The organism is Streptomyces sp. CNQ329 (genome assembly GCF_000482585.1).
Window position 1 is genome coordinate 19,105 of sequence record NZ_AXVU01000025.1, and the last position, 23,808, is coordinate 42,912.

19 protein-coding genes are annotated in these 23,808 nt (G+C 75.6%); 9 read left to right on the forward strand and 10 right to left on the reverse strand.

Going from position 1 to position 23,808, the window contains the following annotated elements; genetic code table 11:
- Positions 1–9: 9 nt before the first annotated feature.
- A complete protein-coding gene (locus I003_RS32590; protein ID WP_037721107.1) occupies positions 10–1,899 on the forward strand; it encodes a hypothetical protein in 1,890 nt (629 codons plus the stop codon).
- Between the two features lie 30 nt (positions 1,900–1,929).
- Here I003_RS32590 and I003_RS0118140 read toward each other — a convergent pair whose 3' ends face one another.
- Positions 1,930–2,787, reverse strand: a complete 858-nt coding sequence (locus tag I003_RS0118140; protein WP_027772801.1) for a DUF3109 family protein — start codon at positions 2,785–2,787, stop codon at positions 1,930–1,932.
- A gap of 19 nt (positions 2,788–2,806) precedes the next feature.
- Between I003_RS0118140 and I003_RS0118145 the strand changes: the two genes are divergently transcribed.
- The 3 genes from I003_RS0118145 (at position 2,807) to I003_RS0118155 (ending at position 5,345) form a co-directional block, all read left to right on the forward strand.
- Positions 2,807–3,733 (forward strand): Ppx/GppA phosphatase family protein, encoded by a 927-nt coding sequence (locus tag I003_RS0118145; protein ID WP_027772802.1) that lies wholly within the window; start codon positions 2,807–2,809, stop codon positions 3,731–3,733.
- Between the two features lie 113 nt (positions 3,734–3,846).
- Entirely contained in the window at positions 3,847–4,707 is an 861-nt protein-coding gene (locus tag I003_RS0118150; protein WP_037721121.1) for a sugar phosphate isomerase/epimerase family protein, read from the forward strand.
- The gene (locus I003_RS0118155) at positions 4,704–5,345 is read left to right on the forward strand and encodes a TetR/AcrR family transcriptional regulator (RefSeq protein ID WP_027772804.1); all 642 of its coding nucleotides are present in this window, start codon (positions 4,704–4,706) and stop codon (positions 5,343–5,345) included. Before I003_RS0118150 ends, I003_RS0118155 begins: the two co-directional genes overlap by 4 nt.
- Positions 5,346–5,402: 57 nt before the next feature.
- Here I003_RS0118155 and I003_RS0118160 read toward each other — a convergent pair whose 3' ends face one another.
- Both I003_RS0118160 and I003_RS0118165 read right to left on the reverse strand, forming a co-directional pair.
- Positions 5,403–6,320 (reverse strand): phosphoribosylaminoimidazolesuccinocarboxamide synthase, encoded by a 918-nt coding sequence (locus I003_RS0118160; RefSeq protein WP_027772805.1) that lies wholly within the window; start codon positions 6,318–6,320, stop codon positions 5,403–5,405.
- Between the two features lie 75 nt (positions 6,321–6,395).
- Positions 6,396–7,499 carry an alkene reductase gene (locus I003_RS0118165; RefSeq protein WP_027772806.1) on the reverse strand — a complete coding sequence of 368 codons (1,104 nt, stop codon included), beginning with the start codon at positions 7,497–7,499 and terminating at the stop codon, positions 6,396–6,398.
- A gap of 100 nt (positions 7,500–7,599) precedes the next feature.
- On the opposite strand from I003_RS0118165, the gene I003_RS0118170 reads away from it, so the two are divergent.
- Positions 7,600–10,290, forward strand: a complete 2,691-nt coding sequence (locus tag I003_RS0118170) for a helix-turn-helix transcriptional regulator (RefSeq protein ID WP_027772807.1) — start codon at positions 7,600–7,602, stop codon at positions 10,288–10,290.
- A gap of 138 nt (positions 10,291–10,428) precedes the next feature.
- Here the strand turns inward: I003_RS0118170 and I003_RS0118175 are convergent, their stop codons facing one another.
- From I003_RS0118175 to purD, 5 genes are all read right to left on the reverse strand, one after another.
- Entirely contained in the window at positions 10,429–11,148 is a 720-nt protein-coding gene (locus I003_RS0118175) for a carbon-nitrogen hydrolase family protein (RefSeq protein ID WP_486584273.1), read from the reverse strand.
- A gap of 64 nt (positions 11,149–11,212) precedes the next feature.
- Entirely contained in the window at positions 11,213–11,788 is a 576-nt protein-coding gene (locus tag I003_RS0118180) for a DUF488 domain-containing protein (protein ID WP_027772809.1), read from the reverse strand.
- Between the two features lie 112 nt (positions 11,789–11,900).
- Positions 11,901–13,352 (reverse strand): N,N-dimethylformamidase beta subunit family domain-containing protein, encoded by a 1,452-nt coding sequence (locus I003_RS0118185; RefSeq protein ID WP_027772810.1) that lies wholly within the window; start codon positions 13,350–13,352, stop codon positions 11,901–11,903.
- A 135-nt stretch (positions 13,353–13,487) separates the two neighbouring features.
- Complete coding sequence (locus I003_RS0118190; protein ID WP_027772811.1) at positions 13,488–15,461, reverse strand: hypothetical protein; 1,974 nt, start codon at positions 15,459–15,461, stop codon at positions 13,488–13,490.
- 272 nt (positions 15,462–15,733) lie between these two features.
- A complete protein-coding gene (purD, locus tag I003_RS0118195; RefSeq protein WP_027772812.1) occupies positions 15,734–17,005 on the reverse strand; it encodes a phosphoribosylamine--glycine ligase in 1,272 nt (423 codons plus the stop codon).
- A 274-nt stretch (positions 17,006–17,279) separates the two neighbouring features.
- On the opposite strand from purD, the gene I003_RS0118200 reads away from it, so the two are divergent.
- On the forward strand, positions 17,280–18,107 hold the full coding sequence (locus I003_RS0118200; protein WP_027772813.1) for an SLATT domain-containing protein: 828 nt from the start codon (positions 17,280–17,282) through the stop codon (positions 18,105–18,107).
- Positions 18,108–18,179: 72 nt separating this feature from the next.
- Entirely contained in the window at positions 18,180–19,130 is a 951-nt protein-coding gene (locus tag I003_RS32595; RefSeq protein ID WP_037721109.1) for a M23 family metallopeptidase, read from the forward strand.
- Here I003_RS32595 and I003_RS0118210 read toward each other — a convergent pair.
- Together I003_RS0118210 and I003_RS0118215 are read right to left on the reverse strand one after the other, a co-directional pair.
- Entirely contained in the window at positions 19,123–19,773 is a 651-nt protein-coding gene (locus I003_RS0118210) for a hypothetical protein (protein ID WP_027772814.1), read from the reverse strand. The two genes, I003_RS32595 and I003_RS0118210, sit on opposite strands and share 8 nt — an antisense overlap.
- Before the next feature lie 128 nt (positions 19,774–19,901).
- A complete protein-coding gene (locus I003_RS0118215; protein WP_027772815.1) occupies positions 19,902–20,582 on the reverse strand; it encodes a GntR family transcriptional regulator in 681 nt (226 codons plus the stop codon).
- 190 nt (positions 20,583–20,772) lie between these two features.
- Here I003_RS0118215 and I003_RS32600 point away from each other — a divergent pair, with 190 nt between their 5' ends.
- Both I003_RS32600 and I003_RS36490 read left to right on the forward strand, forming a co-directional pair.
- On the forward strand, positions 20,773–21,357 hold the full coding sequence (locus I003_RS32600) for a MarR family winged helix-turn-helix transcriptional regulator (protein WP_078564143.1): 585 nt from the start codon (positions 20,773–20,775) through the stop codon (positions 21,355–21,357).
- A gap of 86 nt (positions 21,358–21,443) precedes the next feature.
- Positions 21,444–23,792, forward strand: a complete 2,349-nt coding sequence (locus I003_RS36490; RefSeq protein WP_051368317.1) for a serine/threonine-protein kinase — start codon at positions 21,444–21,446, stop codon at positions 23,790–23,792.
- Positions 23,793–23,808: the final 16 nt, after the last annotated feature.

Below are 23,808 nucleotides of genomic sequence, written 5' to 3' on the forward strand. Positions count from 1 at the left end.
GTTCGCGGGGTGACGAGCAGCCCCGACCCCGAACCCGCCCGGCAGCCGCCGCCCCCGCACCCGCCCGAGCAGTACGAGCCCTACCTGGACGGCCTGTTCACCTACTGCATGTCGGTGCTGTGCGACCACGACGACGCCGTGGCCGCCCTCGGCGACGTCCTCGCGATCGCCGAACGCCAGCCGCGGCGGCGGCCCACGACGCCCGCCGAGTGGCGGCCCTGGCTGTACTCGCTGGCGCGCTGGGCCTGCGTGCGCCGGCTGGACAAGAAGCCCGGGCACCGGGCGGCACAGCGACCGGCGCAGCGGTCCGCCCACTGGCCGGCCCACCGGCCGGTGCACCGGACCGTGCAGAAGCGGTTCATCAGCCCGGCCGGGGAGAAGCGGTCCGGCGCCCCCGCGGAGCCGGAGCCGGGTGCCGCGGGCGCCGCCTCGCGGGCCGGCTCGGCCGCGGGGGCGGACGCCACCGCAGAAGCCACCCCGGACACCACCGCCACCGACACCGCCACCGACACCGCCGCTCTGCACCGCCGCGAACTCGCCGCGCTCGCCTGGCCCGAGGCGGCCGGCACCACCCCCGAGCAGCGCGAGGCGCTGGAGCTGGCCGTACGCCACCGGCTGCCCGCCGACGAGGTCGCCACCGTCCTCGGCCAGCACCCCGACACCGCCCGCGTGCTGCTCTCCACCGCCGCCGCCGAGGTCGAACGGACCCGGGCCGCGCTCGCCGTCGTCGACCAGCACGGCTGCCCCGCCATCGCCCGGCTCGCCGGCGACAGCCGGCTGTTCCTCAGCGCCGCCCTGAGCCGCGAGTTGGTCCGGCACGTCGACGACTGCGCCGAGTGCCGCCGTGCCGCCGAGCGCGCGGGTGCCGGCTGGGCCTGGCCCGGCACGCTGCGGGCCGCGCGACCCGAGGGCCCGCTGCCGGTGCTCCACGCGCCCCGCGCGGCGGCGTACACGGCGATGCTGCGCGCCCAGCGCAGCCGTCTCACCCACGCCCCGCGCTTCGACCGCCGCGGCTATCCCCGCGACCCCCGGCACCGCGCCGCCCGCCGCGACCGGCTGCGTTCCCGGGCGGTGACGTCGACCGTGGTGGCCACCGTCATCGCGGCGCCGGTGCTGGCGCTGTGGGTTGCGAACCGCGGCGCACCGCCGGCCGGCGAGGCGCAGTCCGAGTGGCCGCCGCCGAGCACGGACGCGGACGAACCGGAATCGCTGGACGGCCGCCCGGTGGAGAAGGCCGGCAGCGCGCACGACAAGAAGGGCCCGGGGGCGTCGCACGGCGGCAACCGGCCGGACGTCTCGGTGGAGGTCGTCGACCGGGGCGGCCCGGCCCGGGCGCGGCCGGGCCGGGGCCCGGGTCGGTTGACGGTGGAGGCGTGGCCGGGCGGGGAGACCACGTACCTGCGGCTGCGCGCGTCCGGCGGCGAGCCGGTCGCCTGGCGGGTCGGAACGGACGCGGGGTGGCTGCGGTTCAGCGCGACGTACGGAACGCTGCGGCCGGGCGAGGCGACGACGGTGGCGGTGACGGTCGCGGAGGCGGGCGAGCCGCGGGGCGGCTGGAAGGCGCGGGTGTACGTGTCACCGGCCGGGGCGGCGATCCTGATCACCGGCTCGGGCAGCGGCCGTACGAGCCCGGGCCCGGGCTCACCGCCCCCGCCTCCCTCGCCGTCCCCGCCGGGATCACCGCCCCCCTCGGACCCTGACCCGTCCCCCTCCGACCCGGATCCGTCGCCGTCGGACCCGGACCCGTCGCCGTCCGACCCCGGCCCCGGCCCGTCGGATCCCGGTCCCGGCCCGTCGGATCCCGGCCCGTCGCCCTCGGACCCCGACCCCACGCCTGCGGCGTCCACACCGTCCCAGGGCCCGCCGGCTTCGCCGGTGGTACCGGGGCCGGCCGGCTGAGCCGGCGGGTGACCGCCGGCCGCGGTCCGCTCAGTCCGCCGGGTGGGGGGCCGGGAGGGCTCCGTGCCGGGCGCCCCGCAGGCGTTCCTCGCAGAGGGCGGCCAGGTGGGCGTACGCCTTTGCGCCCATCAGTTCCACCAGCTCCGGCCGGTACGACTCGTACACCGGCCGGCCGCCGCCGTGCGCCGAGGGCGCCGACGTGCACCACCAGTGGAGGTCGTGGCCGCCCGGACCCCAGCCGCGGCGGTCGTACTCGCCGATCGAGACCATCAGGACCTTGGTGTCGTCGGGGCGCGTGATCCATTCGTAGGACCGGCGGACCGGCAACTGCCAGCAGACGTCCGGCTTGGTCTCCAGCGGCTCGCGGCCCTCGCGCAGCGCCAGCAGGTGGAGCGCGCAGCCCGTGCCGCCGGGGAAGCCGGCGCGGTTGTGGAAGACGCAGGCGCCGCGCACGCGGCGGGTCTTGCGCTCGCCGTCCTCGTCGGTCTCGATCCAGCCGCCCGGGCCGCTGCCCTCCGCGTGGTGCTGCCACAGTTCGGGTGTGAGCCTTCGCACATGGCCGGCGACCCGTTTCTCGTCGTCCTTGTCGGAGAAGTGCGCGCCCAGCGTGCAGCAGCCGTCGTCGGGGCCGGCGGCGTCGATGCCCTGGCAGCCGCGGCCGAAGATGCACGACCAGCGTGACGTCAGCCACGTCAGGTCGCAGCGGAAGACCTGTTCGTCGTCGTCGGGGTCCGGAAACTCCACCCACGCGCGGGCGAAGTCGAGCCCGACCTCCTCGGCCCGCGCCTCCGCCCGCGCGGCATTCTTGCGCACGACGCCCGAACCCGTTTGCGTTTTGCCCTGATTCTTCCTCTTGCTCACGGGACCCAGCGTACGGCCGCGCGGCAAGGCGCTAGCGTTTCCCGTTATGCGACTCGGCGTTCTCGATGTGGGCTCGAACACGGTGCACCTGCTGGTGGTGGACGCGCACCCCGGTGCCCGGCCGCTGCCCGCGTACTCGCACAAGGCGGAACTGCGGCTCGCCGAACTCCTCGACGAGGAGGGCGCCCTCTCCGACGACGGCGTCGACCGGCTGATAGCCACGATTCATGGGGCCCTACAGGTTTCGGAGGACAAGGGCGCAGAAGACGTGCTGCCCTTCGCCACCTCCGCGGTCCGCGAGGCGGCCAACGCCGAATCCGTGCTCGCGCGCGTCGCCGCCGAGACGGGCGTGAAGCTCACCGTGCTCACCGGCGAGGAGGAGGCGCGGCTCACGTTCCTGGCCGCACGCCGCTGGTTCGGCTGGTCGGCCGGGAAGCTGCTGGTCCTGGACATCGGCGGCGGGTCCCTGGAGATCGCGTACGGGATCGACGAGGACCCCGACAAGGCGGTGTCGCTGCCGCTCGGAGCCGGCCGGCTGACCACCTCCTGGCTGCCCGGGGACCCGCCCGACCCCGACGACGTACGGGCGCTGCGGCGGCACGTACGCGCGCAGATCGCCCGGGTGGTCGGCGAGTTCAGCCGGCTCGGTCAGCCCGATCACGTGGTGGCGACGTCCAAGACGTACCGGCAGCTCGCCCGGATCACCGGCGCGGCGCGCTCGGCGGAGGGCCTGTACGTGCACCGGTCGCTGTCGGCGAAGGCGCTGGAGGAGTGGGTGCCGCGGCTGGCGGCGATGCCGGCGGCGGACCGGGCGGAGCTGCCCGGGGTGTCGGAGGGCAGGGCGCGGCAGTTGCTCGCGGGGGCGCTGGTGGCGGAGGGGGCGATGGACCTGTTCGGGGTGGAGTCGGTGGAGGTCTGTCCGTGGGCGCTGCGCGAGGGGGTCATTCTGAAGCGGCTGGACCACTTGCCGTGACGGGGCGGGGCGCACGCACGGCCGCGTACCCTGTCCGGGTGGCAGGAGCATCCCGTTACCGCACCGACATGCCTGACGAAACCGGCGAAACCGGCAAGACGGGCGGGCGTGGCATGACCGGCGAGGGACACGAGGACGGTGCCGGCGGCGACGACCGCGGGGTCACCGTGCCCGACGCGCGGGTGACCCTCTCCACCGCCTCCGTCTATCCGGAATCCACCGCCACCGCCTTCGAGACCGCGGCCCGCCTCGGGTACGACGGCGTGGAGGTCATGGTCTGGACCGATCCCGTCAGCCAGGACATCGAGGCGCTGCGCCGCCTCTCCGATCACCACGGCGTGCCCGTCCTCGCCGTCCACGCGCCGTGCCTGCTGATCACACAGCGCGTCTGGTCGCGGGACCCGTGGGAGAAGCTGCGGCGCGCGCAGTCGGCCGCCGAGCGGCTGGGTGCCGAGACCGTCGTGGTGCATCCGCCGTTCCGCTGGCAGCGTGGCTACGCGCGCGAGTTCGTCCAGGGCGTCTGGCGCATGGCCGACGAGACCGCCGTGCAGTTCGCGGTGGAGAACATGTACCCGTGGCGCTACCGGGAGAAGGAGATGCTCGCGTACGCACCCGACTGGGACGTCACCCACGAGGACTACCGCCACCACACCCTGGACCTCTCGCACACGGCCACCGCGCGCAACGACGCGCTGGAGATGGCCGACCGCATGGGTGACCGGCTGTGCCACGTGCACCTGGCCGACGGCTCGGGCTCCGGCAAGGACGAGCACCTGGTCCCCGGACGCGGCAACCAGCCGTGCGCCGAGATGCTGGAGCGGCTGGCGGCGGGCGGCTTCGGCGGGCAGGTCGTGGTGGAGATCAACACCCGGCGGGCGATGTCGGCGGCGGAGCGCGAGTCGGACCTCGCGGAGTCGCTGGCGTTCACCCGGCTCCACCTCGCGGCACCGGTCCCGCGCGGTGCGTCGTCGTGACGCCCGGGCAGACGGGGGACGACGCCCCGAAACGCGGCCGGGGCCGCCCCCGGCGCGAGGCGGTCGAGGACGGGCCCGGCACCCGGGACCTGATACTGACCACGGCCCGTTCGGAGTTCGCCGAGCACGGCTACGAGAAGACGTCCATCCGCGGCATCGCCAAGTCCGCGGGCGTCGACCCGGCGCTGGTCCACCACTACTTCGGCGGCAAGGAGCAGGTCTTCGAGGCCGCGCTCGAAATCACCTTCGCGCCCCCGATGGTGGCGCCGGATCCCCTCCTGAAAGGCCCGGTGGAAGGCGCGGGCGAGCGCATCACCCGCTTCTTCTTCGGCACCTGGGAGAACCCGCACTCACGCGAGCCCCTGCTCGCCGTCCTGCGCTCCGCGGCCAGCAACGAGGCGGCCGTCTCCATCTTCCGCCGTATCGTCACACGCAGTCTGCTGCACGAGATCACGCCGTCGCTGCCGCAGCAGGAACGCGAGATGCGCGCGGAGCTCGCGGTGGCGCAGCTCGTCGGTACGGCGATGCTGCGCTACGTCATCCAGCTCGAACCGATGGCCTCGGCCGATCCGGAGGAGCTGATCCTGCGGATGGCGCCGATCGTGGAGTACCACCTGACGGGCGTACGGCCGGCGTAGGACCGACGCCGCGGCGTCCCGGCCGGGCGGGCCCCCGGCCGCCCCGCCCGGGCCGGCTCAGGATTCCCAGCGCTCCCCCGTCAGCCGCTCGTACACCTCCACGTACTTCTTCCGCGTCCGCTCCACCACCTCCGCCGGCAGCTCCGGCGGCGGCGCCTCGCCGTACCGGTCCCAGCCCGACGCGGCCGACGTCAGCCAGTCCCGTACGTACTGCTTGTCGAAGGAGGGCTGCGGCCTGCCCGGCCGCCAGGCGGCGATGCCCCAGTAACGGGAGGAGTCCGGGGTCAGCGCCTCGTCGCCGAGAACCAGCTCGCCCTGCCCGACCTCGTCGCCGGTGTAGCCGAACTCGAACTTCGTGTCCGCCAGGATCAGCCCCCGCTCGCGCGCGATGTCCCGCCCGCGCCCGTACACCTGCAGCGTCACGTGCCGCAGCTCCGCCGCGACGAGCGGCCCGACGCGGCGGACGATCTCCTCGTACGTGACGTTCTCGTCGTGCTCCCCCACCTCCGCCTTCGTCGCCGGCGTGAAGACGGGCGCGGGCAGCGCGGAGGCGTCGGTCAGCCCCGGCGGCAGGTCGACGCCGCAGACGGAGCCGGTGGCGGCGTACTCCGCGAGCCCGGACCCCGCCAGATAGCCGCGGGCCACGCACTCCACCGGCACCATCCGCAGCCGGCGGCACACGAGGACGCGCCCCGCCCAGTCGGCGGGGGCGCCCTCGGGCACCTCGGTGGAGAGCACGTGGTGCGGCATGAGGTCGGCGATCCGCTCGAACCACCACAGCGACAGCTTCGTGAGGATCCGGCCCTTGTCGGGGATCTCGGTCGGGAGCACCCAGTCGTACGCGGAGATCCGGTCGCTGGCGACCATCACCAGATGGCCGTCCGCGTCCTCGTACAGATCGCGTACCTTGCCGGTGTGCAGATGGACGAGGCCGGGCACATGTACGGGCTGGGGCTTCTCCACGAAACCGGTCACGGATTCCTCCGGGGATCGCCGACGGGGACAGTCGAATTGTCTCGCATCGGCGCGGCGAGCCCCGGACCAGGCGTCTCAGCCCGCCGAGGGCGCCAGCGGCGCGAGCGCCGGGTAGTCGGTGTAGCCGCGGTGGTCGCCGCCGTAGTACGTCGCCTCGTCGGCCTCGTTGTACGGCCCTCCGGCCCGTACCCGCGCGGGCAGGTCCGGGTTGGCGAGCCAGCGTGCGCCGAGGGCCACGACGTCCGCCGTGCCCGCCGTGAGCAGCTCCTGCGCCTCCGCGACCGGGTCGCCGCCGCCGTGGTGCATGGAGTTCAGCATCAGCGGGCCGGCCCAGTCCCGGCGCACCTGCTCGGTCACGCCGCGCAGGTGCGGGTGGGCCTCCAGGACGTGCAGATAGGCCAGCGGATACGGGGCGAGCTCCGCGAGCAGTGCCGCGTACAGCTCGGGGGTGTCGGTCTCGGTGACGCCGTTGGCCTCGTTGCCGGGCGAGATGCGCAGCGCGGTGCGGTCCGCGCCGATCGCGTCGCTGACCGCACGCACCAGTTCGACGGCGAAGCGGATGCGGTTCGCCACCGTGCCGCCGTAGGCGTCGGTGCGCCGGTTGGCGCCGGAGGAGAGGAACTGGTGAATGAGATAGCCGTTGGCGCCGTGCAGTTCGACGCCGTCGAAGCCCGCCTCGATCGCGTTGCGCGCGCCGGCCGCGAAGTCCCGGACGATCTCACCGATGTCGTCGGCGGTCAGCTCGCGGGGCACGGGGTGGGGCAGCATCCCCTGGTCGGCGGTGAACAGCGACTCGCCGGACGCCACGGCCGACGGCGCCTCCGGAAGCCCGCCGTCCGGGTAGAGGTAGGGGTGGCCGATGCGGCCGGCGTGCAGCAGTTGCAGGAAGATCCGGCCTCCCGCGGCGTGCACCCGGTCGGTGACCTTCCGCCAGGCGGCGATCTGCCCGGGGGTGTGGATGCCGGGAGTCTGGATATAGCCCTGGGCACGCACACTCGGCTGGGTGCCCTCGGTGACGATCAGCGCGGCGGTGGCCCGCTGCTCGTAGTACTCGGCCGTCAGCTCGGACACCTGGCCGCTGTCCGCGGTGGCACGGGAGCGGGTCATCGGTGCCATCGCCAGCCGGTGGGGGAGGTCGAGGCGGCCGATCCGTACCGGTTCGAAGATCTTGTTCGTCATACCCTCGACGCTAGACACGGGGGAATGCCCGCCGGATCCGTAGCGCTTCGGTAATCGGATACGTAAACCGCGCCGCCGACAACCCACGTAGGTACCTCTGGTGAATCTGTACGGGCGTCAGAACGAACTGGCAGACCTCGACGCGCTGATCGGCGCCGCCGCGGACGGCCACGGGCAGAGCCTCGTGCTGCGCGGCGAGGCGGGCATCGGCAAGTCGTCGCTGCTGGCGTACGCCGAGGACGAGGCGCGGCGGCGCGGCTTCACCGTGCTGCGCGCCGTCGGCTGGGAGGCCGAGTGGGGCGTCACGTTCGCGGCACTGCACCAGCTCCTGCGGCCCGTGGCCGATCACGCCGGCAAGCTGCCGCAGCCGCAGGCCGACGCGCTGCATGCCGCGCTCGGCACCGGCGCCGCCGCCGAGCACGGCCGGTTCCTCGTCGGGCTCGCGGTGCTTTCGCTGCTCGCGGAGGCCGCGGAGGACGCCCCGGTGCTGTGCCTCGTGGACGACGCGCAGTGGATCGACGAGCCGTCCGCCGACGCGCTGCTCTTCGCCGCCCGCCGGCTGGGAGCCGAGCGCGTCGCGCTGCTCTTCGCCGCCCGCGGCGACACCGACTTCCCCGCCGCCGGACTGCCGCAGTCCACGCTCTCCCGGCTCGGCCGCGACGACGCGCTGACCCTCCTCGCCGGCCTCGACGTGCCCGCCGCGGTACGGGACCGGGTGCTGCGCGAGTCCCTGGGCAACCCGCTCGCCCTGCGCGAGTTCGGCGCCACCGGGCCGGCCGCCGCCGGCCGTCCGCAGGCCGCCGGGCAGCCGCTGCCGGCCGCCGACCGGGTGCTGGCCGCGTACCGCGGCCAGGTGCTGGAACTGCCCGAGCGGACCCGGCTGATGCTCCTCATCGCCGCCGCCGACTCCCGCGGCACCCTGCAGTACGTGGTCGCCGCCGCCGAAGGGCTGGGCGTCGGACTCGCCGACCTGGCGGCGGCGGAACAGCGGGGGCTGGTGGCCGTCGTCGGTGAGTCCGTCGAGTTCCGTCATCCCCTGATCCGTACCGCCGCCTACACCGCCGCCCCGCTGGCCCGCCGCGTCGCCGTGCACGAGGCGCTGGCCAGGACCTCGGGCGACCCCGACTGCCGCGCCCGGCACCTGGCGTCGGCCGCGACGGGGCCCGACGAGGAAGTCGCCGCCGAACTGGCCGCGTGTGCGCAGCGGGCGCTGACCCGCGGCGGCCCCGCGGCGGCGGCGGACACGTACGAGGAAGCCGCCCGTCTCACCCCGGACGAGGCGCCGCGCGTACGCCGGCTGACGGCGGCGGCGTGGGCTGCGCAGCAGGCGGGGCACGCGGAGCGGGCGGCGCTCCTGGCGGAGGAGGCGTACAAGCAGACGCAGGAGGGCGACCGGCGCGCGGAGTTGGCGTACGTACGCTCCTTCTGGCTCTTCGAGAAGGACGCGGCGGCGGAGGCCGGCGCGCTGCTCATCTCCCATGCCCGGCCGTCGTGCGCGTACGGGCGGGAGATGCTGCGTGCGGCGGCGACGTACGCGTGGTTCGGCGGGGACGTCGAAGCGCTGCACCGGGCGGCGGACCTGCTGGAGGGGTACGGGGACGCGTCCGACCCCGACGCCCGGCGCGCGGACCGCGCCGTGCGCGGCCTGGCGCACATGGCGGCCGACGACTTCGCGCGCGGGTTGCCGCTGGTCGCCGACCTGCTCGACGAGTCTGCCGTGGGCAGCTCGACGCGCCTGCAGGCGATCTCCTCGGGCTCGCTCCTCGCCGACGACGTCCAACTGCCCGTGATCACGGAGGAGATCGACTTCGCCCGCGGCGACGGCATCGTCGGCCGGTTGCCGTACCTGCTGCACGTCCTGGCCCGCCTGCAGATATACGCGGGCGAGCACCGCGAGGCGGAGCGCACGGTGACCGAGGCCGCGGCGATCGCCCGCGACACCGGGCTGGCGATGCGCATCGTCCGGCTGCACAACCTGCTGGCGCGCATCCCGGCGATCGAGGGCGACGAGGAGCGCGTACGGACCCTCGTGACCCCCGGCATGAACGCGGGCGGCAACTACGGCATCACCGCCCTGACCCTCCTCGACCTGGGCCATGGCCGCTACGAGGACGTGCTGACCCGGCTGGCGGAGGCCCGCGCGGGGGCGGCGCGGTACAGCGCGGCGCTGCTGTACGCGACGGCGGACGAGGTGGAGGCGGCGGTCCGCCTCGGCGCCCCGGAGCGGGCCGCGGTACCGGCGCGGCGGTTCTCCGCCTGGGCGGCGGCGAACGGGCAGCCGTGGGCGCGGGCGGTGGCGCTGCGCAACGAGGCGCTGCTGGCGACGACGCCCGGCGCAGCGGAGGAGGCGTACGCGAAGGCGGTGCGGCTCCACTCCGAGCCGGGCGGCCGGCCCTTCGAACAGGCCCGCACGGAGCTGCTCTTCGGCGAGCACCTGCGTCGCGAGCGCCGCCGCGCGGAAGCCCGGACCCGCCTGCGCGCCGCGCTCCGGCTCTTCGACGACCTCGGCGCCGCCCCCTGGTCGGACCGCACCCGCGCGGAACTCCGCGCCGCGGGCGAGGCCCGGGCCACGGGCCGCGCCACGGCCCCCGACCCGGCGGACCGCCTGACGCCGCAGGAGCTCCAGGTCGTCCGCCTGGCGGCGGAAGGCACCAGCAGCCGCGACATCGCGGCCCGGCTCTTCCTCTCCCCCCGCACGGTGGAGTACCACCTGTACAAGGCGTACCCGAAGCTGGGAGTCACCTCCCGCCGCGACCTGCCCGCGGCCCTGGGGCGGTCCGCGGCGGGGTGACCGCGGGCGGGCCGGCGGTCTCGGTGACGGGAGAGCGGCGTGGACGAGTACTCCACACGTTCGGCGACCCGGTCCCGCCGCGCAGGCGGGCCGGTTGCTCGCGCATGACCGCCCCGCCGCGCACCCGTCCCGCCGGACTCACCTGCGGAAGACGGCCCGCGCGAGCTCATCCGGGGCGGTGCCCGCCTCCGCGACCACCTGTCCGGCGGCGGACCAGATGCTCGAACGACCGGACGTACGGGCGAATCCGCCGCCGGTCGGGCCCGCGAAGGCCGCGGTGGCGACCCATACACCGTGGTCGGCCGCGATCCGGCAGGCGCGTTCGCCCTGCAGCCCGGCCTGGTCGTCCGCGTGGACGACACCGGCCACATACCCGTCCATCCCCAGCGCGGCCGTCTTCGCGGCATGCTCGGGGAACGCCGTGTCGCGGCAGACGGAGAGCCCCAGCCGCCACCCGTCCACGTCGATCACGGCGTGCTGCTTCCCCGGCACGAAACGGGCGGCCTCGGTGTCGGCGAGGTGCACCTTCGCGTAGGCCACGCGCGCGCCGTCTCCCCCGACGGCCAGGACGCCGATGTGCGGACCCGGCACGGGCGCGCCGACCAGCGCGAGCGTTCCCGTCTGCGCGCATGCGGCGACGATCGGAGCCAGCCGTTCGTCGTCCGGGCCGACCGGCTCGGCCTCAAGCTCGTATCCCGTCAGCGACAGCTCCGGGAAGACCACCACGCGCGCGTCCGCCGCCCTGACGGCCTGCGCGTGAGCCACCGCGTTGGCCGCCACGTCGTGAGCCGCGCACCTCGGCTGCGCCACCGCCATACGCAACGCCTGCTCCACCCCGGCCTCCCTCGTCGTTCCCACGATCACCCTACAAAGCAGCCGGGTGGCCGGGGACGACGTGCTCCGTGCGGGTGCCCCGGACGGTTCAGGAGCCGGACGGCGCCTCTCCGTCTCCGTCGTACACCAGCAGGCCGTCCTGCCGCAGCCTCGCCCCCGGCGTCACCCGGTGCGGGGTCAGGCGGCCGTCGTGGGCCAGGTGCAGGACCGGCGTGCGGTGGGCCAGGACGGCGGCGTCGGCGATGAGGCGGCGGTGGCAGCGCCACCACAGCGACTCGGCGCACATCACCGCTGTCCGTGCCGCGGACGCCTCGCGCAGGAGGTCGGTCAGCGCCGCGGCGAAGCGCGGGTCGCGGGTGTAGCCCGCGTAGCCGCGGAAGGAGGCGTTCTCCCAGTACGTGTCCGGGGAGTCCGGCGCCACTCTGCGGAAGCCGCCGAGGCGGGGCTCCCAGCGGTACGCGATGTCCGCCGCGGGCAGCCACCGCGCCAGGGCGTCGCGGGCCACGTCCGGATTGCGGCGGCTGCCGGGGGCGGTGCGTACGTCGACGACCGAGCGGACGTCCGCGCCGTGCAGCAGGGCGGCGAGCCGGTCCCGGCCGGCCGTGCCGTGGCCCACGGTCAGCAGCGGGGCGGGGCCGTCGGCGTCCCCGTACCCGCCCGTCACGTGGCGGTGGCGGGCGTGCGCGGCACCGCCGCGTCCGCCACCGCTTCGGGGAAGAGCTTCCGCATGGCATCAGTCTTCAGGAACCGGGCGGCTCCCGCGCGGCGGCCGCCGTTCAGTCCCTCTTGCAGATCCGGTCCAGCAGGTTCGCCGTCGCCCGCTGGATGACGCTGTTCACGTGGTTCGGCCGGTCCAGCGCCGGCGACCACGCGAACGTGCCCGCCGCGAAGACCAGCCCGCCCGCCGGCGTCTCGTACAGCGACGTCTCCTGGTAGCGCCTCGTCCCCCGGCCGTCCGGGTACGGCGAGTGGGCCAGCAGCCTGCGCTCGGTGTGCTTCGGCTGCGGGGCGCGCGGGAAGTAGCGGTCGGCCTCGCCCGCGACCAGGCCCGGGAGTGCGTCGCCCTCCTGCGCGCCCGTCGCCTCCCAGAGCCAGTGGTCCGCGTTCCGTACGACCAGAGGGCGCGGCTCCGGCACCCGGCCCGCGTACTGCACGCCCAGCAACTCCTGCTCCGGCTCGCCCTGTTCGCGCCAGAGCGCCGCGCGGCCCGGGCCCTGGCGCTTGGTGCAGTGCAGCAGCCGGTCCGGGTCGCCGGCTGCGGAGGGGCAGAGGGAGACCTGCCAGTACATGGTGTTGGCGGAGAGGAACACCAGCGACGTGCCCGCGTCCCGGGCGCGTTCGGCGGCCCGGCGCATCGGCACCGACCAGTACTCGTCGTGGCCGGGGAAGACGATGCCGCGGTAGCGCGCCGGGTCGATCCGGCCCGCGTGCAGGTCGCGGGCGTCCGCGTACGCCAGGTCGTAGCCGTAGCGCTCCGCCCAGCGGATGAAGTCGTAGGCGTGGCCGGCGTGCAGCGGCAGTCCCGCGCCCGCGTAGGGGCGGTCGAAGGAGACCGTGGTGGCGGCCTCCGGCTCGCCGAGGAGGCGGCCCTCGTCGTCCCAGGCGTGGTAGAGGCTGGCGCCCGTGCTGCCGTCCTCGGGGTAGAGGTTGTACGCCTGCCACGTGACATCGGGCAGCAGCAGGAGCAGGTCGGCGGGCTCGGTGGAGCGGACGGTGAACGGCGCGTGCGAGCGGTGGCCGTCGGCGGTGGTGAGCACCGCGACGTACGCTCCGGGGGAGAAGTACGAGGGGATCTGCAGCCGCCAGGAGAGCCACCAGTGGTGGCAGGAGACCGTGCGCCCGGCCGCGAGCGGCTCCGGCTGCACGATGCCGGCGAGCCGCGGGCTGCTCGTCACCTTCGCGGCGCCGTCGCCGGCGTAGTGGCCGATGCGGTAGATGTCGACGCCGAACTCCTGGGGCGGATCGACGGAGATGCGGAAGTCGACGGACTCGCCGGGCTCGGCGCACGAGGGCGCGGCGAAGCCCTTGATCTGCTGGAGTACGTCGTTGGCGAGGTGGACCCCGCCGTCGCCGGTGGTGGCCGCGTCGACGTACCAGGGGACGAGGCGGCCGTCCTCGAAGGACTCCTCCCCGGCGTGCAGCCACGGCAGGGGACCCGCCGCGAACGGGTCGGAGACGGCGTGCGCGAGCGCCCCGGACTCCCACCGCCGGATGCTGTCGTGAACCACGGGCCGATTCCCTCCCTCGCCCCCCGCGCGGGTCGGCGGATGCAGGACATCACATAACGCGAACGGCCCTTCACGGAACGCCGACATTCGTTCGACATGACGCCCGTACGAGGGTGACGGTTCCGGACGCGAGCGTCAGACCAGCAGAACCGGCTTCTCGGCCCGTACGCCGGCGGCTGTCAGCCAGGAGCGCAACTGGGTGTCGTCGCGGGTCTCGACGAGGGTGCGGACCGCCCTCGCCGGGCTGCCGCCGCCGCGGAGACGCAGCACCGGGCCGTCCAGCCAGTCGAGTCCGGGGGCGGCTCCGGCGGTGTCGACGGCGGCGCAGCAGACCATCGCGAGGACGTGATCCACGAGGAGTTCGCGGCCGGTACGGGGCGGTGTCAGCGGTGCCGCGGAGCCGGCCGGGGCGGGCTGCTGTGCGCGGGCGAGGGCGGCGCCGATCCGGTCGGGCTCCTCCGGGCCGGCGGTGAGCCGGTCCACGACGCGGGCGAGCGTGCCGCGGTCGGGACGGCCGGCGGGCTCCGGACTGTCTTCGAGCCGGTCGAGCACCGCGTGCAGACGGGCGGCCTCCAGCCGCCATTTGCGGTCCACGACCTCGTCGGGGTACTGCTCCCAGCTCACCCCCGCGAACCCGGCCGCCGGTTCGCCGCCGACCACGGCGCCGGCCGCCGCCCCGCCCGGGCCGCTGAACAGCTCCGCGGCCAGCAGCGACGCCGCCTCGTCGACCATGCCGGGCTCCTCCAGCAGATCGCAGGCCGGGCGCTCGCCGAGCCGGGTGGCGAAGCCCTCGGCGAGGCGGTCGCGGCGGGACAGCTCGGTCAGTGCGGAGACGACTCCGGCGTTGAGCCGGGAGGGCCAGCGGCCCATGCGCCACGCGGGCACCGCGACCCGGGTCAGCAACCGGTCCCAGCCGGCGTACGCGAGCCCCACCTGCTCCTGCGCCACGATCCGCAGGCCGTAGTCCACCGCCTGGGCGCGCTCGGCCGCCGCGGCGGCGACGGCCCGCTCCATCTCGACGGGGTGCTCGCCGCAGGCGCGCAGCAGCAGCCGGGCGACGCCGCCGGTGAACCGCTGCCAGTGCCGGGCCGCGCGGGCGCGCGGGCCGGGTCGGGCGGGGGCGGGGTCCGGGTGGGGGGCGGGGTACGGACCGGGCACGCCGAGCGCTCCGCCGGGGCCGGTCCCGTACGGCACCGGGCCCGCGTCGTACGTTTCCGCGGCCTCGCCGTCCCCCGGCGCCGCGCGCGACGGTTTCGCCGCCGCCGCGTCCAGGGCGCGGACGAAGCGGCGCGCCGCGGCGATGTCGGGCTGGGCCGAGGCGGCCGTGCCGGCGACGACGGGGGCGAGGACCGCGCGCAGCTCGCCGACGCGCATCCACCACAGGAACGGCGAGCCGATGACGAGCACCGGGCCCTCCGGGTCCGCGGTGGCACGCTCGACGACCTCGCGCCAGTTCGGCGCGTACGACGCCTCCGCCGACGCCTGCCGCCGGGCCGCCGCCGCGGCGGCGTGGCTCTCCGCCGCGGGATGGCGCGGCGCGCCGTGACCGTCGCCGAACACCGCGGCGTCCCCGGCGCCGTACGCCCCGGGCGTGCCCGGGCCCGTACGGGAACCGGAACCGGCGCCGTCGCGCCCGCGGGGCAGCAGCCTCCGTGCCACCCGGTCGCCGAGGCGCCGCAGCCGGTTCCGCACTCCCGCCGGCGCGGGGACGGGATCTTCGAGCCAACTGTCGCAGTCCGGGGTGAGCGCCACCGCCGCCGGCACGGGCACGCCCAGCCGCTCGGCGAGGTCGCCGACGAGGCGGTACAGGTCGGGGGCGGCCCGGCGCGGTACCGGGACGGTCAGCGTGGCCGCGGGCTCCGCGCGGGAGAGGGACCGCGCGACGGCGGCGGCCAGCGCGGGCACCAGGACGGCGAGCGCGACGACGGGCCAGCGCAGCGCCGCGAGCACCCCGTCCACCCGCCCCATGGCCGAGCCGGCCAGCAGCACGACGGCCACCGCCGCCGGCAGCAGGACGGCGCCGAGGGCCGTCCCCCGCACGCGCAGGACGGCGAGAGCGCGGGAGCGGGCGGCTTGCGCACCCGCCTCCGTACCGGTCGCTGTGGACACGTCCGTACTCACCCCCTCAACCGCCGACGGGTAGGGCTACGGCCGTAACGAGACGAAACGGCCGTACTCCACCACTGTCGCACCGGCCACGGCGCGTGCAATGCCGGTAGGCCAGTTGGCCTGATCAGGCCCCACCGCCCGGACGTGGCCGACCGGACGGCCGGTACGTCGGGCAGGTGCACCATAGTTGGGGGGCGCGGCCACGTCAGCAGGACCGCCGCCCGGTCACCCGATGGTATGGCCTTGGGCAAAGGTCAGGACGCGGTGAAATTTCAGCCGGTGGCGCCCTCCGCGGCCCGCGCGGCGATGTCCCCGCGGTAGTGCGCACCGTCCAGACCGATCCGCCGAATCGCCTCGTAGGCGCGGTCGCGGGCGACGGCGAGGTCCGCGCCCACGGCGGTGACGCACAACACCCGGCCCCCGGCGCTGACGACCCGGCCGGAGTCATCGAGCTTGGTACCGGCGTGCAGCACATACGCATCCGGGGCGTCCGCCGCCTCGACCGCGTCCAGTCCGGTGATGACGTCGCCTGTACGGGGCTTCGCGGGGTAGTCCCGGGCGGCCAGGACCACGGTGACGGCCGCGTCGTCGCTCCACACCAGTGGCGGGAAGGCGGCGAGCCGGCCCTGCGCGGCGGCCCGGAGCAGCCCGGCGAGCGGGGTGCGCAACCGGGCCAGGACGGCCTGGGTCTCGGGGTCGCCGAACCGGGCGTTGAACTCCACGACCCGTACGCCGCGCGAGGTCAGCGCGAGACCCGCGTACAGCAGCCCGGCGAAGGGCGTGCCGCGGCGGCGCATCTCGTCGACGGTCGGCTGCAGCACGGTCTCGACGACCTCGTCGACGAGCTTCGGGTCGGCCCACGGCAGCGGCGTGTACGCGCCCATGCCGCCGGTGTTCGGGCCGGCGTCGCCGTCGTACGCGCGTTTGAAGTCCTGCGCGGGCGACAGCGGTACGACGCTCTCGCCGTCGGTGACCGCGAAGAGGGACACCTCGGGACCGTCGAGGAACTCCTCGATCACCACCTGCCCGGTGGCGGTACAGGCGCGCGCGTGCGCCCGTGCCCGCTCCAGGTCCTCGGTGACCACGACGCCCTTGCCGGCCGCGAGCCCGTCGTCCTTGACGACGTACGGCGGGCCGAACGCGTCGAGCGCCGTGTCGGCCTCCTCGGAGGTGGTGCAGACGTAGGAGCGGGCGGTGGGGACGTCGGCCTCGGCCATCACGTCCTTCGCGAACGCCTTCGACCCCTCCAGCCGGGCCGCCGCGGCGCCCGGTCCGAAGCAGTCGATGCCCCGCGCCCGTACGGCGTCGGCGACACCGGCGACGAGGGGCGCCTCGGGGCCGACGACGACGAGGTCCGCGCCGAGGCCCGCGGCCAGCGCGGCGACGGCGTCGCCGTCGAGCACGTCGACGGCGTGGCGTTCGGCGACGGCGGCGATGCCGGCGTTACCCGGGGCGCAGTGCAGCTCGTGGACGTCGGGGTCGAGGGAGAGTGCGCGGCACAGGGCGTGTTCGCGGGCGCCGCCGCCGATGACGAGGACCTTCACGGGATCAGCCTAGCGGTCGGCTTCCGGCCACCGGTCCGGGTGACGGTGCTTTCGCCCCTATACCCGATCAACCACTCCTTACGAGGGTAAATATCGCCATTTTCGGCTCGTGTCCCCTCGTTCGGCGGTAAGAAGGCCGCCGCGGGCGCACCATCCGATTGCCCAGTCATCACACGTCACGCACGTCACATGGAGCACACAGGCCCCAGAGGTCGGATCCCGGAAGCAGCAGGCGGATTCGAGCAGTGCGAACTACGCGAGCAAGGAGTCCCGTATGAACCACTCGGAGGAGACCCGGACGAGCGGCACCGCGACCGGCGTCACCCACGAAGGCCGCGGCGCCCGCGGTCGCTTCGGCCGCAGGAACCGCGCCGGGCGCGCGGGCTTTCCCGGCTATCCCGGCGGCCCCGGCTGCGTCGCGCGCCCCGGTGAGCTGCTCGCCCGGCCGTTCCCCCTCGGCGACTGGGGCGATCCGGCCAAGCGGCTGGACGAGCTGTACCTGTGGGCCGAGGAGGGGGCACTGCACACCGCGCGGTCGTACCTCGCCGCCCGCCGCGTCAAGCGCCGCGCGGCGCGCACGCTGCGGGCCTCGGCGGCGCTGTGCGCGGCGGCGGGCGCCGCGCTGCCGGTGCTCGACCTGACCGAGACGGTGCCGGACCGGTTCGCCGGGTGGGCGTTCGTGGCGCTCTTCGCGGCGCTGGCGTGCCTGGCGGCGGACCGGTTCTTCGGGCTGACGGCGGGCTGGATGCGCGACGTGGCGACGGCCCAGGCGGTACAGCGGCGGCTGGAGGCGCTGCAGTTCGACTGGGCGTCGGAGTCGGTACGGGAGGTGCTGGGCCCGACGGAGGGCACGGCGAGCGAGGCGGCGGAGCGGTGCCTGGCGGTCCTGCGGCGCTTCACGGAGGACGTGACCGAGCTGGTACGGGCCGAGACCGCAGACTGGATGGTCGCGTTCGGCGGCGGACGCGCGGCGCTGGCGACGCAGTCGCTGGCGTGGGCCCGCTGCCCCGAGACCCAGCCCCAGGCCCGCGCCCCCCTCCCCCCGGCCGGCCTGCGCCCCACCATGCCGCGCCAACGCCCCCCGGAACCCCCGGGCAGGTAGCCCCGCTGGGTGTTCCGTCGCCCGTCAGGCAGAGTGGTGAGGGCGACGACAGACGACGGGTGGGGGCGACGCGTGGGCAGGGCAGAGGCCGTCACGGTGGTGCGCGGTGCGCAGGCGGCGGCCACGGTGGTGCTGGCGGGCGCGGCGCTGACCGGCGTCGGGACCGGGTCCACCGGGCGGGTGGTGCTGTGGGTCGCCGTCGTCGTGTGGGGCACCGCCATGGCGGAGTTGGCGGTACGGCTCTGCCTCGGCGGCGTACGGGCCCTGCGCCGGCGCGGCGCGAAGGGCGGTGCCGCGCCCGGTGCCGACGGGGCGCTCCCCGGCGCCGTCGCCCTCGGCTCCCCCGTCACCGGCCGGTGGCGCGCGTTCAACAGCCCCGCCGACAAGGTGCCCAGCCACGGCACCCGTTACCTCGCCCAGACCTACGCCATCGACATCGTCCGCGCCCCCGGGGACCCGGCGGCCCGGAGGCTCCGCTGGTGGCCGCCGTTCCCCGCCAACGGGGACTTTCCCACCTACGGCGCCCCCGTGCTCGCCCCCGCCGCCGGCCGCGTCGTCACCGTCACCGCCTCCGGCTACCGCGACCACCGGGCGCGCAACACCGTTCCGGGGCTGGCGTATCTGATGGTGGTCGAGCAGGTGGTCCGCTCCCTCGCCGCTGTCGCCGGCATCGGCGCGATCGTCGGCAACCACGTCGTGCTGGAGCTGGAGGACGGCTCGTACGCGCTCTTCGCCCATCTGCGCCGCGGCTCCGCGACCGTGCGCGCGGGCGACGTCGTACGGGCCGGGCAGCAGCTCGCCGAGTGCGGCGACTCCGGCAACTCCAGCGAGCCGCATCTGCACTTCCAGCTCATGGACGGGCCGGATCCGCGGCGCGCCTCGGGCGTGCCGTTCACCTGGCGGGGCGTCGGGGTGCCGCGCTCCGGCGCGGACTTCACCGCCGCACCGGCCGGTACGCCGGCCACCGGCGGCCCCGAAGCGGCACCGGGCGACGGCCGCACGGCCGGGCCCGGCGTCAGCTGAAGACGATCATCGACCCCTGCGCCAGGCTCCGCGTCGCCGCCGCGTGCAGGCCCAGCCAGACGTGCCGCTCCTGCGCGAACTCCCCGCCCTCCGCCGGCGCGGTCGCCGCCGGCTCCGACAGCTCGGTCGGTCCCGGCGGCGGGGCCGGGGCCGGCGGCGGGTTGTCCGGGTCGATGCCGATCGCCGGAGCGACGGCGACGAGTTCGCGGACGAGCCCCTGCGACGAGCCCAGCGGCCCGCCTCCCGCCAGCAGTTCCTCCGTCACCAGCGGATGCGGGAAGTCGACGGGGACGTACGCGCCGGCATGGTCGTAGTGCCAGACCAGGTGCGACTGCTGCGCCGTGGACTCGAACATCTCCAGCAACTGCTCGTAGTCCCCGCCCAGCTCCCCGACCGGCGTGACCTCAAGTCCGCACAACTGCAGCAGGTACGCGCGGCGCAGGAAGTGCAGCGCGTCGTAGTCGAAGCCGGCGACCGGGGCGACGTCGCCGGAGAGACCCGGCATATAACTCTGCACGGGCACCGGCGGAAGCCCCGCCTGCGCCAGGGCGGCGTCGTAGGAGGCGATCTCCTCGGCGAAGGGGTTGTCGGGGCTGTGGCACAGCACATCGACGAGGGGCACCAGCCACAGGTCGCAGGCCAAGCGGTACGCTCCTTAACTGCGCGGTCCGGCTCAGCGTAGCCGCTGACCGCTGCCCGGCAGCACCCCCCGGCCGGGTAGCGCGCCCCGCCTGCGCCCGGTCTCGGCCACCGCGCCGCGGGATCGGGCCGTCAGCCGCCCGCGAGCCGTTCGATCAGCTCCAGCGAGTGCCGGTTGTACGTGCGGACCACCTCTTCGGCCGCGGCCACGTCGCGCCGCTCGATCGCCTCGACGAGCTGCATGTGCCCCTGCCAGAACGTGCCGGGCACGCAGTTCTCGCACTCCTCGCGCAGATACGGCACGGCGAAGATCCAGCAGTGGATCCGGACCCGCTCCAGGAACTCGGTGATGTAGTCGTTGCCGATCAGGCTGGTGATCTCGCGCCAGAAGCGCAGGTCGTAGTGGACGAGCACGTCGAGATCCCCGGCCTTCGCCGCCCGTTCGGCCTCCTCGCCGCGGCGCCGCATCGCGGTCAGCGCGCCCGGCCGGGGGACGACGGTGTGCAGAGGGCTGGCGCGGAAGACGCCCATCTCCACGACGGTGCGGGCGTCGGCCATGGCGCGGAAGTCGTCGAGGGTGAAGGCGTGCACGCGGTAGCCGCGGTGCTGCTCGACGTCGAGGAGGCCCTGGGCGGCGAGGTCGACCAGGGCTTCGCGTACGGGGGTCGCGGAGACCCCGTACTGCTCCGCTATCTGGCCGACCGTGATGTGCTGCCCGGCCGCGAGCCGGCCGGCCAGGATCTCGTCGCGCAGGGCGTCGGCGATCTGTGCACGCAGCGTCTCGCGCCGGACCACGGCACCTGCGGGGGTCATGCGGTGGGCCTTCCTGATGGGGGATGCCCCCACACGATAAGGGCAGCCGGTCGCGGTGATCGACAGCATGCTGCCCATTTGACAGCATGCTGTCGTGAGGGGGAATGCGGGCTCCGGGCCCGCAGAACCGTTCACCTGGCCGTCTGCGCGTAAGCGGCCGAAAAGCGACGGAGCGGAAAGGCGGCGGATCATGCGCAAGGGCACCGGCGGGGGCCCGCCGGACGACGACCTGGCCGCCCTCGGTGCCGGCGGGCTCCTCGACGCGGTCGCCGCGGCCTCGTTCCGCCTCGGCGGCCAGTTCCTCGCCCGCGGCGACCGGCTGGCCGCCCCGGCCGGGCTGACGGCGGCGCGCTGGCAGGTCCTCTACGCCGTCCACCGCGAGCCGTCGTCCGTCGCCGCCGTCGCGCGCGGGCTGGGGGTGGCCCGGCAGAGCGTGCAGCGGATCGCCGACGTGCTGGTGGAGCAGGGCCTTGCGGCGTACGAACCGAACCCCGCGCACCGCCGCGCCAAGCTACTTCGGCCGACGCCCGCCGGGCGGCGGGCGATGGCGCGGCTGGGGCCGGGGCACGCGCGGTTCGCCGCTCGGCTCACCGGCCGACTGGGCGGGGAGGAACGTTTCAGCGAGACGCTGACGGCGCTGCGCCGGCTGTCGTCGGCGCTGGAGGCGCTGGAGGCGGAGGACGCCGAGGCGGAGGAGGCGGGGGCGGAGGAGGCGGACGCGGAGGAGGCCGCATCGGCGCCACGCCGAGATCACCGGCCCACGACGATGATGTGACAGCCCCGCAACGAGAATCCCGTCCCCCCTCATCCCCGGCGCCCCTCACCGCCTACCCTCTCCGGGTAGACCACGGGGGTAGGGGAATGGAGAGCGTGGAACCGCTGGCGTCGCAGGATCCACCGCAAATCGGGGCGTACCGGCTGCTCGGCAGGCTCGGCAGCGGCGGCATGGGCCGGGTCTTCCTCGGCCGGACCGCGGGCGGCAGAACGGTGGCCGTCAAGCTGGTCAAGCAGGAGCTGGCCGCCGAGGAGGAGTTCCGCGCCCGCTTCCGTACGGAGGTCCGCGCCGCGGCGCGCGTCGGCGGCGAGTGGACGGCGCCCGTGCTCGACGCCGACACCGAGGCGCCGGTGCCGTGGGTCGCCACCGGGTACATCGCGGGCCCGACGCTGCAGGAGGTCGTCGAGCGGTACGGGCCCCTGCCGCCGGAGTCGCTCTTCACGCTCGCGTACGGGCTGGCCTGCGCGCTTCGCGACGTCCACGCCGCCGGGCTCGTGCACCGCGACCTCAAGCCGTCCAACGTGCTGGTCACCATCGAGGGCCCGCGCGTCATCGACTTCGGCATCGCCCGCGCGCTGGACTCCCTGTCCGACGGCACGGTCACGCGCACCGGCATCGTCGTCGGCTCGCCGAGCTTCATGTCCCCGGAGCAGATCATCGGGGAGGACGTCTCGACGGCCAGCGACGTGTTCTGCATGGGCGGGCTGCTGGCGTACGCGGCGACCGGGCGGGCGCCGTTCGGATCGAGTTCGTCCGGGATGCACGCGGTGATGTTCCGCGTCGTCCAGGAGGAACCGGATCTGGCGGGCGTGCCGGACCCGGCGCTGCACGCCCTCATATCCGGCTGTCTGGCCAAGCACCCCGCGGACCGCCACACCACCGACCGGCTCGCCGGGCTGACGGGCCCGCCGGACCCGGAGGCGGCCTGGCTCCCGGCCCCGCTGACAGCCGATCTGGGCCGCCGGGCGGTGCGGCTGCTGGACACGGACACGCCCCCGGCCGGGGACCGCGACACGAGCCCTCTGCGGACGGTGCCCCCGGCGGATCCGGTGCCGCCGGCGGAGGCCCGCCCCGCCGGGGCGCAGGGCGCCGGCTCGGAAGCAGAACCGTTCGGCCACGAAACCCCCACCGGGGCGGGCCACGGGCGGACCGGCGGGCACGCGCCCGGCGCGGCGGACGAACCGGGTGACTACGCGACACCGCCCGCGGGCGCGAGCGCGAGCGGCGATGCCGCGACCGCCGCCCGGGCCTGGTCCCGGACGGCGGGCTCCGAGGACGTCACCGTCCGGAGCCCCGCGGGCGGCGCGCGGGCCGCGCACCACGGCCCGGGGGCGGAGCCTCGGGTTCCGGGAAGGGGCGGGGACGGGGCGGACTCCGGCTCCGACCCACGGCCGCGCCCCGGCCCCACCCGCCCGTACGAGACCCCCGCCGCCTACGGCTCCGCGGCCCGCCCCGAGGACGGCACCACCTCCGGTTCCGGCAACCCCGGGAACCCCGGCAACCCCGGGAACCCCGGGAACCCCGGGAACCCCGGCAAAGACGCCTCGCCCCGCCGCCGGCGCCCGCGCCGCGCCCGGCTCCTGGCCGCACTCGCCGTCCTCGTCGCCGTCGGCGTCGCCGTGCCCGTCGCCCTCGCCACCCAGCGCGGCGACGACCCCGCCGGCACCGCGGGCTCCGACGTCCCCGCCCGCTACGTCGGCACCTGGCTCGGCACCCAGCACCGCGACGGGCAACCCACCGGCGCCTACCGCCAGTTCACGATCCGCCCCGGCCAGAAGGGCGAAGTCGTGGCCACCAGCATCGTCCTCAACGGCGAGACGCAGTGCACCAGCGAGGGCGAGCTGACCTCCGCGGCCAAGGGGCTGCATCTGGACACCGAGGTCGTCGAGGCCGCCCCCGCCGGCCGGTGCCGGCCGGTCGGCGGGCACACACTCTCCTACGCCGACGGCAAGCTGCGCTGGCGTGCGGAAGGCGGCCGCACCGCCGAGCTGACCAGGGTCGAGGCCCGCGACCGGCGCGTGCCGCGCGAGCTGCTGGGCCGCTGGCAGCGGCCCGCCGGCTCCGGCACCCAGGTGATGCGCATCGTGCAGGCCGCGCCGGGGCAGGCGGCCGTGCACTTCACGACCCGTACCGGCGACGGCAGCACGTGCCGGGCCAGGGCCGACTTCGTCGGCGTCGACGAGCGCGACGACCGCGTGCTGCTCGGCCCCTCCGAGATCACCTCCGTCGAGGGCCCGGAGGACCCCGGCACCGGCGGCGCCCCCGGCGACAACGCGGACACCGGCCGGCTCGGCGGTCCGTGCGTGCCCGGGTTCTCGTCCGCGGTGCAGGCGACCGCCGACGGCTCCCTGCTGGACCGCCAGTTCCTCGGCGGCGAGAAGCGCACCCGGCACTACACGAGGGCGGACGGCTCGCCGGCCGACCCGACACAATAGGCTCGCCCGACGAGGG

Bases quoted from the DNA above. Each gene is read 5' to 3' on its own strand.
- I003_RS0118145 (WP_027772802.1), top strand. From the start codon at position 2,807: ATGCGACTCGGCGTTCTCGATGTGGGCTCGAACACGGTGCACCTGCTG.
- I003_RS0118150 (WP_037721121.1), top strand. From the start codon at position 3,847: ATGACCGGCGAGGGACACGAGGACGGTGCCGGCGGCGACGACCGCGGG.
- I003_RS0118165 (WP_027772806.1), bottom strand. From the start codon at position 7,499: ATGACGAACAAGATCTTCGAACCGGTACGGATCGGCCGCCTCGACCTC.
- I003_RS0118200 (WP_027772813.1), top strand. From the start codon at position 17,280: ATGAACCACTCGGAGGAGACCCGGACGAGCGGCACCGCGACCGGCGTC.
- I003_RS0118215 (WP_027772815.1), bottom strand. From the start codon at position 20,582: ATGACCCCCGCAGGTGCCGTGGTCCGGCGCGAGACGCTGCGTGCACAG.
- I003_RS32600 (WP_078564143.1), top strand. From the start codon at position 20,773: ATGCGCAAGGGCACCGGCGGGGGCCCGCCGGACGACGACCTGGCCGCC.
- I003_RS36490 (WP_051368317.1), top strand. From the start codon at position 21,444: ATGGAGAGCGTGGAACCGCTGGCGTCGCAGGATCCACCGCAAATCGGG.